Origin of the sequence: Comamonas sp. BIGb0124 (assembly GCF_003752175.1) — a bacterium.
Taxonomy (GTDB): domain Bacteria; phylum Pseudomonadota; class Gammaproteobacteria; order Burkholderiales; family Burkholderiaceae_C; genus Comamonas_F.
This window is the reverse complement of record NZ_RJVF01000010.1, coordinates 319,911-332,284: the sequence shown is the minus strand read 5'-3', so window position 1 is coordinate 332,284 and position 12,374 is coordinate 319,911. Positions and strand designations below refer to the sequence as shown.

General features: G+C 68.4%; 10 protein-coding genes. 5 read left to right on the top strand and 5 right to left on the bottom strand.

Annotated features, from left to right (window positions below; translation table 11 throughout):
- Positions 1 to 22: 22 nt before the first annotated feature.
- The 4 genes from EC845_RS12085 to uraH all read right to left on the bottom strand — a co-directional run bounded on the left by EC845_RS12085 (position 23) and on the right by uraH (position 3,661).
- Complete coding sequence (locus tag EC845_RS12085; protein ID WP_123298345.1) at positions 23 to 949, bottom strand: DUF3014 domain-containing protein; 927 nt, start codon at positions 947 to 949, stop codon at positions 23 to 25.
- 38 nt (positions 950 to 987) lie between these two features.
- Positions 988 to 2,334, bottom strand: a complete 1,347-nt coding sequence (locus tag EC845_RS12080) for a glycerate kinase (RefSeq protein WP_123298344.1) — start codon at positions 2,332 to 2,334, stop codon at positions 988 to 990.
- Positions 2,335 to 2,432: 98 nt separating this feature from the next.
- Positions 2,433 to 3,302, bottom strand: coding sequence for a xanthine dehydrogenase accessory protein XdhC (gene xdhC / locus EC845_RS12075; protein WP_123298343.1), 870 nt, complete (start codon positions 3,300 to 3,302; stop codon positions 2,433 to 2,435).
- Positions 3,303 to 3,310: 8 nt separating this feature from the next.
- Positions 3,311 to 3,661: a hydroxyisourate hydrolase gene (uraH, locus tag EC845_RS12070; protein ID WP_123298342.1), complete on the bottom strand. Its 351-nt coding sequence runs from the start codon at positions 3,659 to 3,661 to the stop codon at positions 3,311 to 3,313.
- A gap of 59 nt (positions 3,662 to 3,720) precedes the next feature.
- On the opposite strand from uraH, the gene EC845_RS12065 reads away from it, so the two are divergent.
- The 5 genes from EC845_RS12065 to EC845_RS12045 all read left to right on the top strand — a co-directional run bounded on the left by EC845_RS12065 (position 3,721) and on the right by EC845_RS12045 (position 11,164).
- Complete coding sequence (locus EC845_RS12065; protein WP_123298341.1) at positions 3,721 to 4,392, top strand: GntR family transcriptional regulator; 672 nt, start codon at positions 3,721 to 3,723, stop codon at positions 4,390 to 4,392.
- Between the two features lie 83 nt (positions 4,393 to 4,475).
- Positions 4,476 to 5,417: an allantoinase PuuE gene (gene puuE, locus EC845_RS12060; protein WP_123298472.1), complete on the top strand. Its 942-nt coding sequence runs from the start codon at positions 4,476 to 4,478 to the stop codon at positions 5,415 to 5,417.
- 51 nt (positions 5,418 to 5,468) lie between these two features.
- Positions 5,469 to 7,256, top strand: coding sequence for a 2-oxo-4-hydroxy-4-carboxy-5-ureidoimidazoline decarboxylase (gene uraD / locus EC845_RS12055; protein ID WP_123298340.1), 1,788 nt, complete (start codon positions 5,469 to 5,471; stop codon positions 7,254 to 7,256).
- A gap of 80 nt (positions 7,257 to 7,336) precedes the next feature.
- Positions 7,337 to 8,608 (top strand): M20/M25/M40 family metallo-hydrolase, encoded by a 1,272-nt coding sequence (locus tag EC845_RS12050; protein WP_123298339.1) that lies wholly within the window; start codon positions 7,337 to 7,339, stop codon positions 8,606 to 8,608.
- Between the two features lie 255 nt (positions 8,609 to 8,863).
- The gene (locus EC845_RS12045) at positions 8,864 to 11,164 is read left to right on the top strand and encodes an NADP-dependent malic enzyme (RefSeq protein ID WP_123298338.1); all 2,301 of its coding nucleotides are present in this window, start codon (positions 8,864 to 8,866) and stop codon (positions 11,162 to 11,164) included.
- 165 nt (positions 11,165 to 11,329) lie between these two features.
- Here the strand turns inward: EC845_RS12045 and EC845_RS12040 are convergent, their stop codons facing one another.
- Positions 11,330 to 12,067: a GntR family transcriptional regulator gene (locus EC845_RS12040; protein WP_123298337.1), complete on the bottom strand. Its 738-nt coding sequence runs from the start codon at positions 12,065 to 12,067 to the stop codon at positions 11,330 to 11,332.
- Positions 12,068 to 12,374: the final 307 nt, after the last annotated feature.

Genomic DNA, 12,374 nt, shown 5'->3' with positions numbered 1-12,374 from the left:
CGGCTCTCGCCGTCCGGGACGATCAGGAGGCGGACGGGCTGCCGGTGACCAGCAAGGCCCGGATATCGGCCAGCTTGGCCTTGATGGTCCGGGTGTGCGCCGGTCCCATGCGCAGCAGCGTCTTCTGCGCCACGGACAGGCCCTCGAGCGCCGGATCGGCATACCGGTAGGTGACCCAGGGCCGGACGGTATCGGCATGGGCCTCGCCGGCCGCCGGCAGGCGAACCTCGACCGGCCCGGCCGGCTCGGGCGTGCGCAGCAGTTCGTCGATGGCGGTGAGCACGCTGTCGTTGAGGTAGTAGCTGGCGTAGTTGTGCCCCAGGCTGGCATAGGCCTTCTGCAGCAGCGGATAGGCCCGCACATAGGCGGAGACCAGCCGGGCGGTATCGGTGGCCATCAGCAGTTGCACCAGCGGATCGTAGCGGCGGGCGTTGTCGGGAGCGATGAAGGTCTTGCCGTTCTGCTCCACGGTGGCGAAGCGGCCTTCCGTGGTCCGCACCGGCCAGAAGGCCGAGGGCAACTGGTGGCGCGGCAGGTCGACCGAGCTGCGGGCCAGGCGCCGTGCGAAGTCTTCGACCGGGAAAAAACGCTGCTGCGCCTCGAGCCCCACCAGGGACGTCAGCAGGTTGAAGACATAGATCTGCGAGGCATCGCGATCGAGCGGCAGATTCGTGTCGCTGGTGACACGGGTGCCGTCGGGCAGCGTCAGGGCGGTGACGGGGTGCACGGCCTGGGGCAGTGCATACGCCACGGCCTGCTGGGGCGTGCTGCGGCGGGCGATCTCGCCGTCCGTCAGCGTCTCGATCGGGCGCGGCGTGCGTCCCATCGCCATCCACAGCAGCAGGGCCGCGGGCAGGAGCACGATCAGGCCGAACAGCACATAGCGGCCGGGCGAAATCTTGCGCTTGGGGGGCTGGGCGGCGGGCGGGGGTCGGGTCGGATCGGTCATGCAGGGGGATCGCTGGGGCGCGCAGGCGCGCCGGTTTCTCAGAGGATGAGCAGGGCTCGGAAGTCGTTGACGTTGGTGTGCGTGGGCCCGGTCACCAGCAGGTCGCCCAGCGCGTCGAAGTAGCCATAGGCATCGTGGCGGGACTGGTGCTCGTCGAGCTTGAGGCCCAGCGCACGCGCGCGTTCGAGCGTGTCGGGACCGACGAACGCACCCGCATTGTCCTCCACCCCGTCGATGCCGTCGGTGTCTGCGGCCAAGGCGTGGACGGCGGCATGGCTTTGCAGGCCCTGGACCAGGCCCAGGCAGAACTCGCCGGCACGTCCTCCGCGGCCGGGCTTGGCGCCCTCGCGGCGCGGTCCGACGGTGACGGTGGTCTCGCCGCCCGAGAGGATGACGCAAGGCCGCGCAAAGGGCTGGCTGCGCAGCGCGACGGCACGTGCGAGAGCGGCATGGACTTTGCCGACTTCACGCGACTCGCCTTCGATCTCGTCGCTCAGGATATGGACCGCGAGGCCCGCCTCGCGCGCCAGGGCGGCTGCGGCTTCGAGCGATTTCTGCGGCGTGGCGATGAGGTGGACCTCGTGCCCGTCGAACAGTGCGTCGCCGGGCTTGGGGGTCTCGAGCCGACCCTGGACCAGGGCCTCGCGCACGGCGGCCGGCAAGGCGATGCCGTAGCGGTCGAGAATGGCCAGCGCGTCGGCGCATGTGCTGGCGTCGGGGACCGTGGGACCGCTGGCGATGACGGAGGGCTCGTCGCCCGGAACGTCGCTGATGAGCAGCGTGACCACGCGGGCCGGCGCACAGGCCTGGGCCAGACGGCCGCCCTTGATGCGCGAGAGGTGCTTGCGCACGCAATTCATCTCGCCGATGCTGGCGCCGCTGTGCAGCAGCGCCTGGTTGAGCGCCTGCTTGTCGGCCAGGGTGAAGGCACCGCCCTCGATGTCGGCAGGCAGGGTGAGCAAGGCGGAACCGCCGCCGGAGATGAGGCAGATGACCAGGTCGTCGGCGCTCAGCCCCCCGGCAAGATCCAGGATGCGTGTGGCCGCGCGCAGCCCGGCTTCGTCGGGGACGGGATGCGATGCTTCGACGACCTCGATCCGGCAGCGAGTGCCTTCGGCCTGGGGCGGCGTGTGGCCGTAGCGCGTCACGACCAGGCCCGAAATCGGCCGGTCGGCGGGCCAGAGCCGGTCGAGGGCCTGCGCCATGGCCCCGGCGGCCTTGCCTGCACCCAGCACCAGTGTCCGCCCGGCGGGCGGGGACGGCAGGCAGGCGGCGAGCCCTTGCTCGGGCAATGCTTCGAGAACGGCACGCTCATAAAGCGCCTGCAGGAATTCGCGCGGCTGGCTGCGGTAGTCGGGCACGGCACGGGAAAACGGCGGGGTCATCGAGTCTCCTTTTGTTCGAGATGGCCTGGACCCCCGATGCTAAAGCCTTGAAGGCCTTGAAGGCCTCGAAGGCCTTCAAGGCCTGCCGGCTTGCCGCCTCACCCCGCCGGCGGGACGCTGCCGGAGATCGCCTGCAGCAATTGCGCCGCGACGGCGACGGCAATGACCTCGGGCTCCTTGCCCTGGATGCCGGCCACGCCGATCGGGCAGGTCACGCCGGCGATCTCTTCTTCGCTGTAGCCGCGGCGGCGAAGGCGACCGGCGAACGTCGCCCATTTGCTGCGGCTGCCGATCAGGCCCACGAAAGGCAGATCGGCACGACGGCGGCGGCGATCGAGACAGGCCATCACCACCTCGAAGTCCTCGGCATGGCTGTAGCTCATCACGAGCACGTGACTGCCCGGCGGCAGGTGGCCGACACCGGCCTCGACGGGATCCGAGAACTCGCAGTGCAGATTGGGCGGCATCGCGGCCACGGCGGCGTCGGCCGCCGAAAGGCCAAAAACGTCGTCGCGGCTGTCCATCCAGTGCACGTCGAAAGGCAGCCCGACCAGCACATCGACCAGCGCACGTCCGACATGCCCGCCGCCGAACAGGCCGACCGGCACCAGCACGGCCAGCGCAGCCTGTTCGAGCTCGGACAGTCGGGCCAGGGCCAGCGGCTCGAAAGCCAGCGCGACGCGGCCGCCGCAGCACTGCCCCAAGGACGGCCCGAGCGGAACATCGCGCGTGCCGGGCAGTGCCCCCGCCGGCGCTCCCTGCGCCAGCCAGGCCCGCGCCTCGATCAGCGCCTCGTACTCCAGCCGGCCGCCGCCGATGGTACCCACCAGGGCCTGGGCAAACACGGCCATCCACGCGCCGGCCCGCCGCGGCGCCGAGCCACGGGTGCCGGCCACCCGGACCAGACAGCCCGTCTCTCCCTGCGCCAGGCGGGCACGGCACAGTGCGATGTCGGCCAATATCGCCATGGCGCTGCTCAGGAGCCCCGGTAGGTGGAATACGTCCAGGGACTGGTCAGCAGGGGCACGTGGTAGTGCTGCTCGGGATGGGCCACGCCGAAATCCAGGTTGACGACATCGAGGAACGGCGGCTCGGGCAAGTCCACGCCGCGGGCCCGGAAATAATCGGCGACGGCAAACGACAGCCGGTAAGTGCCCGCCAGCAGTTCGCCGTCGGCGTACAGCGGACCGTCGGTGCGCCCGTCGCGGTTGAGCACGACGGTGCGGACGGGCTCGGCCTGGCCCTCGCGGATGCGGTAGAGGGTGACGGTCATGCCGACGGCAGGACAGCCGTTGACGGTGTCGAGGACATGTGTGCTCAATCCCATGGTTCTTCTCCTTGCGCAAAGTGTATACACTTTAGCCACATACAACTATCATGCCAGGCATGGAAATCCTGACTTCATCGGATGCGGACCCCGGCGCTGCGTCGTCGACCACCGCGATCGTCTCGGCGCTCACGCAGGCCATCCTCGAACACCGGCTGGCGCCGGGCAGCAAGCTGGCCGAGCAGAAGCTGGCCGACCAGTTCGGGGTCTCGCGCACGCTGGTGCGGCAGGCGCTGTTCCAGTTGTCGCAGCAGCGACTGATCAAGCTCGAGCCGGCACGCGGCGCGTTCGTGGCGGCCCCCTCCGTGGCCGAGGCGCGCGAGATCTTTGCCGTTCGCCGCATGCTCGAAGCGGAAATGACACGGGCTTTCGCACGTCAGGTGACGACGGCCAAGATCAAGGCCCTGCGCCAGCACGTCACACGCGAGAAAGCGGCCCTGGAGGGCCACAACGTGAAGGATCGCACCGAACTGCTGGGCGATTTCCATGTGCGCATGGCCGAACTCATGGGCAACGAGGTGCTGGCCCAGTTGCTGGGCGAGCTGATCTCGCGCTGCGCCCTCATCACCATGATGTACCAGAGCAGCCATGCCGCCGCACATTCGCACGAGGAGCACGGCGACATCGTCGAGGCCCTGGCCTCGCGGGACACCGAGCGCGCGGTGCAACTGATGCTCGACCACCTGTCCCACGTCGAGGACAACCTGGCACTCGAGCCGCGGCGCCGTTGAAGCGGCATGGCCCGATTCCTGCAGGCAGCCCCCGAACGCACGCCACCCGTCCCGTCCGAAACATCCGTCCATTGCGCACCATCATGAGTCGAAACTACGCCTCCAACACCGACTATCCCCGCGACCTCATCGGTTACGGCCGCAACCCGCCGCAGGCGCAATGGCCGGGCCAGGCCCGAATTGCCGTGCAGTTCGTGCTGAACTACGAGGAAGGCGGAGAGAACGCCACGCTGCATGGCGACGCCGGATCGGAACAGTTCCTGTCGGAAATGTTCAACCCGGCCAGCTACCCCGACCGCCACATGAGCATGGAAGGCATCTACGAGTACGGCTCGCGGGTGGGAGTCTGGCGCATCCTGCGCGAGTTCGAGAAGCGGCAACTGCCGTTGACGGTGTTCGGCGTGGGCATGGCGCTGCAGCGGCACCCCGAGCTGACCCAGGCCTTCGTCGAACTGGGCCACGAGATCGCCTGTCACGGCTGGCGCTGGATCCATTACCAGAATGTCGACGAAGCCACGGAGCGCGAGCATTTCCGGCTGGGCATGGAGGCCATCGAACGTCTGACGGGACAGCGGCCGCTGGGCTGGTACACCGGCCGCGACAGCCCGCGCACACGCCGCATCGTGGCCGACGACGGCGGCCTGGCATACGACAGCGACTACTACGGCGACGACCTGCCTTTCTGGATGGAGGTGCAGCGGACCGACGGCCAGGTCGTGCCGCAGCTCATCGTGCCCTACACGCTCGACACCAACGACATGCGTTTTGCCCTGCCCCAGGGTTTCTCGCAAGGCGACGATTTCTACACCTACCTGCGCGACAGCTTCGACGTGCTGTATGCCGAAGGCGAACACACGCCGCGCATGCTGAGCATCGGCATGCACTGCCGGCTGCTGGGCCGTCCCGGGCGGCTGATCGCGCTGCAGCGGCTGCTCGACCACATCCAGAAGCACGACCGGGTGTGGATCTGCCGCCGCATCGACATCGCGCGGCACTGGCAACAGGTGCACCCCTACCGCGCCTGAGCCCGCCGCCGCAGCGGCTCGCGCCCCGACCTACCGACCCTGGATACGCCCATGCCCACGCTCACACTGGATCTGCTCAACAGCCTGCCCGCCGAGGAGGCCGCAGCCCGGCTCGACGGCCTCTACGAACACTCGCCCTGGATCGCCGAGGCCGCGCTGCGCGAGCGGCCGTTCCGCGGCCTGGCGCAGTTCCAGCATGCGCTGGCGCGAGCGGTGACCCAGGCCCCGCGCGAGGCGCAACTGGCGCTCATCCGCGCCCACCCGGAGCTGGCCGGAAAGGCCATGGTGGCCCGCACGCTGACCGCCGAATCCACGAACGAACAAGGCAAGGCCGGGCTCACGGCCTGCACGCCCGAGGAGTTCGACCGCATCCAGCAGCTCAACGCCGACTACAACAGCCGCTTCGGTTTCCCCTTCATCCTGGCCGTGCGGGGTCCGCGCGGCAGCGGCCTGGGCAAGCAGGCCATCATCGAGACCTTCGCCCGCCGGCTGCGCAACCTGCCGGACTTCGAGTTCGACGAAGCGCTGCGCAACATCCATCGCATCGCCGAGATCCGCCTGCAGGACAAGTTCGGCATCGAGCCTGCGCTCGGCCAGGCGGCCTGGGACGGCATGGAGACCCTGGCCCGCTACACCGATGCGGGCTACGAGGCGCTGGGCCAGCTCACGGTGACCTATCTGACCGAGGCCCACCAGGCCTGCGCACGCCATCTGGCCGAGCTGATGCGCGAGACCGGCTTCGACGAGGTGCACATCGATGCGGTCGGCAATGTCGTGGGACGCTACCTCAGCGAGGACGCCGAGGCCAAGACGCTGCTGACCGGATCGCACTACGACACGGTACGCAACGGCGGCAAGTACGACGGCCGCCTGGGCATCTACGTGCCGCTGGTGTGGGTTCGCGAGCTGAGGAAACAAGGGCGCCGTCTGCCCTTCCACATCGAGCTGGTGGCGTTTTCGGAAGAAGAAGGACAGCGCTACAAGGCGACGTTCCTGGGCTCCAGCGCGCTGACCGGCGATTTCCGTGCCGACTGGCTCGAGCAGCACGACGCCGAAGGCATCACGCTGCGCCAGGCGATGCAGTCGGCCGGTCTGGACCTGTCGGCGATTGCCGGCCTGCGCCGCCAGCCCGACGATTACCTGGGCTTCGTCGAAGTCCACATCGAGCAAGGCCCGGTGCTCAACGAACTCAATCTGCCCCTGGGCATCGTGACCTCGATCAACGGCAGCATCCGCTACGTAGGCCGGATCGAGGGCATGGCCAGCCACGCCGGCACCACCCCCATGGACCGGCGGCGCGACGCGGCAGCCGCGGCGGCCGAGCTGCTGCTGTATGTCGAACAGCGTGCCGCGCTGGACGGCGATTCGGTCGGCACGGTCGGCATGCTGCAGGTGCCCAACGGCTCGATCAACGTGGTGCCGGGTCTTTGCCATTTCAGCATCGACCTGAGGGCGCCCAACGATGCGCAGCGCGATGCCCTGTCCAACGACGTGCTGGCCCGGCTGCAAGAGATCTGCGCGCGGCGCGGTGTCGCCTACACGCTGGAGGAAACGATGCGGGCTTCGGCCGCGCCCAGCGCCCCGGCCTGGCAGGTGCGTTGGGAAAACGCGGTCGACGCCCTGGGCGTACCGCTTCACCGGATGCCCAGCGGGGCCGGGCACGACGCCATGAAGCTGCACGACATCCTGCCGCAGGCCATGCTGTTCGTGCGCGGCGAGAACGCAGGCATCAGCCACAACCCGCTCGAGAGCAGCACGGCGGACGACATGCAACTGGCCATCGAGGCGTTCGGCGGCCTTGTCGACACGCTGGCTCGCGACATGCGCAAGACGGCATGACCGGCCGCGTGCCGATCCCCTCCGATCCGATCAGACTCCCCTCCACCACTCCATTCCGGGCCGCAGGCCGGCCGCCATCCATGAGCACCCTCCCCTCCTCTCCTTACACCGCGCTCGACGCCTGGGTCGACGCCCATTTCGACGAACAGATCGAGTTCCTGCAAGCCCTGGTCCGCGTGCCGACCGACACGCCGCCGGGCAACAATGCGCCGCACGCCGACTTCACGGCCGAGTGGCTCGAGCGCTGGTCGCTGAAGGCCGAGAAGTTTCCGGTGCCCGAAGCCGAGGTGCGTGACTACGGCATGGCGTCGATCACCAACCTCATCGTGCGCCGCCCCTACGGCAGCGAGGCAACGCAGCAGCACCCCATCGTCGCCCTCAACGCGCACGGCGATGTGGTGCCGCCCGGCGAAGGCTGGACCTACGGCCCGTACGACGCCACGGTGGCCGACGGCCGCATCTACGGCCGCGCCACGGCCGTCAGCAAAAGCGACTTCACGACCTTCACCTTCGCACTGCGTGCGCTGGAAGCGGTGGCCCGCCCCAGCCGCGGCACGCTGGAGCTGCATTTCACCTACGACGAGGAGTTCGGCGGCGAACTCGGCCCGGGCTGGCTGCTCAGGCACGGCCACACCCGGCCCGACCTGCTGGTGGCCGCCGGCTTCTCGTACGAGGTGGTCACGGCGCACAACGGCTGCCTGCAGATGGAGGTCACCGTGCACGGCAAGATGGCCCACGCCGCCGTGCCCGACACCGGCGTCGATGCGCTGCAGGCGACCGTGAAACTGCTCGACGCCCTGTATGCACGCAACGCCCACTACCGCAGCGTGACCTCGCAGGTCGAGGGCATCACGCACCCCTACCTCAATGTCGGCCGCATCGAAGGCGGCACCAACACCAACGTCGTGCCCGGCAAGGTCAGCTTCAAGCTCGACCGGCGCATGATTCCCGAGGAAAACCCGGTCGAGGTCGAGGCCGAGATCCGCGGCGTCCTCGAGCAGGCGGTGGCCGGCCTGCCCGGCATCACCGTCGACATCAAGCGGCTGCTGCTGGCCCACGCGATGAAGCCGCTGCCCGGCAACGCACCGCTGGTCGAAGCCATCCAGCGCCACGGCGAAACCCTGTTCGGACAACCCATTCCTGCGATGGGCACACCGCTCTACACCGATGTCCGCCTGTATGCCGAACAGGGCATTCCCGGCGTGATCTACGGCGCCGGCCCGCGGTCGGTGCTGGAGTCCCACGCCAAGCGCGCCGACGAGCGGCTCGAGCTCGAGGACCTGCGCCGTGCCACCAAGGTGCTGGCGCGGGTGCTGGCCGATCTGCTGCCGCAGGACGCCGCTGCGCCTTGAGCCAGGGGCAAGCCGCCCCCGCCAGGGCGGCGCACGAACGCATGTCCAGACTGGGTCTTGTTTACGTGCGAGAATGAGCCGGTCATGCCAGACGGCGGGTGATCGACCGGCCGCCTGGATACGGTCCGCCCTGGAAAACACCCGGCCCTGGCGGCCCGTTTCTTGCACCGAGGCCTGCCCGGCATTGCGCCACGCAGGTCGCATGGCGTGCCCGGCACGCCTGTTTACCGTCTTTCCGTCCGTGTCAAACCCAGCATGAGCAAACAACTGTCCCCGGCCGAACAGGCCCTGCGCGAAGCCGCGCTCGAATACCATCGCACGCCCGTCCGCGGCAAGATCGCGGTCACGCCGACCAAGCCCCTGTCCAACCAGCGCGACCTGTCGCTGGCCTACTCGCCGGGCGTCGCCTACCCCTGCCTGGACATCCAGGCCGATCCGTCCCTGGCCGCCGAGTACACCTCGCGCGGCAACCTGGTGGGCGTGATCACCAACGGCACGGCCGTGCTGGGCCTGGGCGACATCGGCCCGCTGGCCGGCAAACCGGTGATGGAAGGCAAGGGTTGCCTGTTCAAGAAATTCGCCGGCGTCGATGTGTTCGACATCGAACTCGCCGAACGCGATCCGGACAAGCTCGTCGAGATCATCGCCTCGCTCGAGCCCACGCTGGGCGGCATCAACCTCGAGGACATCAAGGCGCCGGAGTGCTTCTACATCGAGAAGGAACTCTCCAAGCGCATGAACATTCCCGTCTTCCACGACGACCAGCACGGCACGGCGATCATCTCGTCGGCCGCCCTGGTGAACGGCCTGGAACTGGTGGGCAAGGACATCGGCGCGGTCAAGGTCGCCGTCTCCGGCGCCGGCGCGGCGGCCATCGCCTGCCTGGACGTGATGGTCGGCCTGGGCGTCAAGCGCGAGAACATCTACGTGGTCGACTCCAAGGGCGTGATCTACGAAGGACGCCCCGGCGGCTTCGATGCGTCGAAGGCAGCCTACGCACAGCACACCGAAGCACGCACGCTGGCCGACGTGGTCGACGGCGCCGACGTGTTCCTCGGCTGCTCGGCACCCGGCGTGCTGACGGTCGAGATGGTCAAGACCATGGCCGCCAAGCCCATCATCCTGGCGCTGGCCAATCCCGAACCCGAGATCCGGCCCGAACTGGCCAAGGCCGCACGCCCCGACTGCATCATCGCCACCGGCCGCTCGGACTATCCCAACCAGGTCAACAACGTCCTGTGTTTCCCGTACATCTTCCGCGGCGCGCTCGATTGCGGCGCCACCAAGATCACCGAGGAAATGAAGCTGGCCTGCGTGCGCGAGATCGCCGCGCTGGCCAAGGCCGAGACCAGCGACGAAGTGGCTGCCGCCTACGCGGGCCAGGAGCTGTCGTTCGGCCCTGACTACATCATCCCCACGCCCTTCGACTCGCGCCTGATCCTGAAGATCGCGCCGGCCGTGGCCCGTGCGGCTGCCGCCTCGGGCGTGGCCACGCGCCCGATCGCCGACATCGAAGCCTACCGCGACAGCCTGACGCAGTTCGTCTACCAGACGGGCATGTTCATGCGCCCCGTGTTCGCCACGGCCAAGGCCGCCGCCAAGAAACGCGTCGCCTACGCCGAGGGCGAGGACGAACGCGTGCTGCGTGCCGTGCAGGTGGTGGTCGACGAGAAGCTGGCCGAGCCCATCCTGGTGGGCCGCCCCGCCGTGATCGAAGCACGCATCAAGAAGGCCGGCCTGCGCCTGCAGCCCGGCAAGGATGTCGAGATCGTCGATCCGGAAGACGATCCGCGTTTCCGTCAGTACTGGGAAACCTACCACGGCATCATGGGCCGCGACGGCGTGAGCCCCGAGACCGCCAAGGCGGCCGTGCGCCGCTCGAACACGCTGATCGCCGCGCTCATGGTGCGCCTGGGCGATGCGGATGCGTTGCTGTGCGGTCTGGTCGGCCGCTACGACGGCCACCTCGAGCACGTGCGCAACGTGATCGGCCTCAAGCCCGGCGTGCCCGAACTGGCCGCGCTCAACGCGCTGATGCTCGAGAACCACACGCTGTTCATCGCCGATACCTACATCAACGAAGAACCCGACGCCGAGCTCCTGGCCGGCATCGCCAAGATGGCAGCCGAAGAAGTGCAGCGTTTTGGACTGCCGCCCAAGGTGGCTTTCCTGTCGCACTCGAACTACGGCTCGTCCAAACGCAAGTCGGCGGTCAAGATGCGCCAGGCGCACGAACGTTTCCTCGAGATCGCCCCCGGCATCGAGAGCGACGGCGAACTGCATGGCGACGCGGCCCTGTCGGAGAGCGTGCGTGCCAGCTCGCTCAAGGACCACACGCTGCAGGGATCGGCCAACGTGCTGATCTGCCCGAACCTGGATGCCGCCAACATCCTCTTCAACGTGCTCAAGACCACCAGCGCGCAAGGCGTGACGATCGGCCCGATCCTGCTGGGTGCGGCCGCTTCGGCTCACGTGCTGACGTCGTCGTCCACCGTGCGCCGCGTGGTGAACATGACGGCACTGGCCGTGGCGGACGCCAACAGCAGTGCGCAGTGAGCCCTGCGCAGCCTTGACCCGGGCCGCGCGGTGACTGCCGCTTGAGCCCCACCGCCATCCGCTCTCGGACTCGGGATGGCCTAAGAACAGCCGGTTCGCCGAAAGGCCAGCCGGCTTTTTTTCGCTTAGGGGACGCAGAGGACGGCGGCGTCGGGCCGAATCGGCTCAGCGCCGAGCCGCGGGCACCGGCGCGAACAGGCTGCGCAGGTCGATCTCGGGTTCGGCCTGCTCGGGGCGCAGCAGCCGGGCCGCGTACTCGCCGATGTGCGCGGCCATGAGGTGAGCCGCGCGGTCGTTGTCGCCGGCCTCGATGGCGTCGAGGATGGCGGTGTGTTCATCGGCCGAACAGGCGGAGTGGGACGGCGCCTCGTACAGGCCGATCATCAGCGACGAGCGCGCCACCAGGCTGGCCAGCAGGTGCTGGATTTCGGTGTTGCCGTGAACCTTGGCGAGTCCGGTGTGGAAGTCGCCCGACAGGCGGACCCAGCGTTTCCAGGGGCCCTGCTCGCGCACGCGATGCTCCTCGCCGACCCGCTCGCGCAACGGGGCCAGTGCCTGGCCCAGGGCCCCGGCCTGCGCCCGCCGGGCCAGCTCGGCCACCATGCCCTGCTCGACGATGCGGCGGGCTTCGAAGACATGATGGGCGTCCTGCAGGCTGGGGGCCGCGACCGATGCGCCCCGGTTGGGCTGGAGCTCGACCACGCGTTCGTGCGACAGGCGCAGAAACACCCGGCGCAGGATGGCACGCGTCACCCCGAAGGCCTCGCACAGCGGCGCCTCGACCAGCCGGGTGCCGGCGGGAAGCTTGTGATCGAGGATGGCGTCGTAGATGGCGTCGCGGATGTGGTCGTCAGTGGCGGCATCGGGCAAATCGGAATCGGGGGGAGAAGAGTCGCGGGTCATCGAGGAGCGGTTTCTGGCCGGACGAGAACTGCCGGCAGCGAAGTCTCGATGATAACGAAATGGATTGTTTTCAATCCACCCGTGTTTTGCAACGTCGCGCCAGGGCAGGCTGCGCCCTCTTTTGGACGCCATCTTGCACACAAGATGTGCAAGGCAAGCGATGCATCGAACATCTTCGCCGCGCACCAAGCTGGAACCAACCGCACCAGATTGACCATCATTCAGTACCAAAATGGTTCACGGGGCAAGGAAAGCGCAGGCACCGCACACCGAACCCGCAGGAAAAGGCGTACTTTTTCATTCCCGC

Coding starts and splice junctions, on each gene's coding strand:
- EC845_RS12040 (WP_123298337.1), bottom strand. CDS start 12,067: ATGACCCGCGACTCTTCTCCCCCCGATTCCGATTTGCCCGATGCCGCC.
- puuE (WP_123298472.1), top strand. CDS start 4,476: ATGAGTCGAAACTACGCCTCCAACACCGACTATCCCCGCGACCTCATC.
- EC845_RS12080 (WP_123298344.1), bottom strand. CDS start 2,334: ATGACCCCGCCGTTTTCCCGTGCCGTGCCCGACTACCGCAGCCAGCCG.
- EC845_RS12065 (WP_123298341.1), top strand. CDS start 3,721: ATGGAAATCCTGACTTCATCGGATGCGGACCCCGGCGCTGCGTCGTCG.
- EC845_RS12050 (WP_123298339.1), top strand. CDS start 7,337: ATGAGCACCCTCCCCTCCTCTCCTTACACCGCGCTCGACGCCTGGGTC.
- uraD (WP_123298340.1), top strand. CDS start 5,469: ATGCCCACGCTCACACTGGATCTGCTCAACAGCCTGCCCGCCGAGGAG.
- EC845_RS12045 (WP_123298338.1), top strand. CDS start 8,864: ATGAGCAAACAACTGTCCCCGGCCGAACAGGCCCTGCGCGAAGCCGCG.
- uraH (WP_123298342.1), bottom strand. CDS start 3,661: ATGGGATTGAGCACACATGTCCTCGACACCGTCAACGGCTGTCCTGCC.
- EC845_RS12085 (WP_123298345.1), bottom strand. CDS start 949: ATGACCGATCCGACCCGACCCCCGCCCGCCGCCCAGCCCCCCAAGCGC.
- xdhC (WP_123298343.1), bottom strand. CDS start 3,302: ATGGCGATATTGGCCGACATCGCACTGTGCCGTGCCCGCCTGGCGCAG.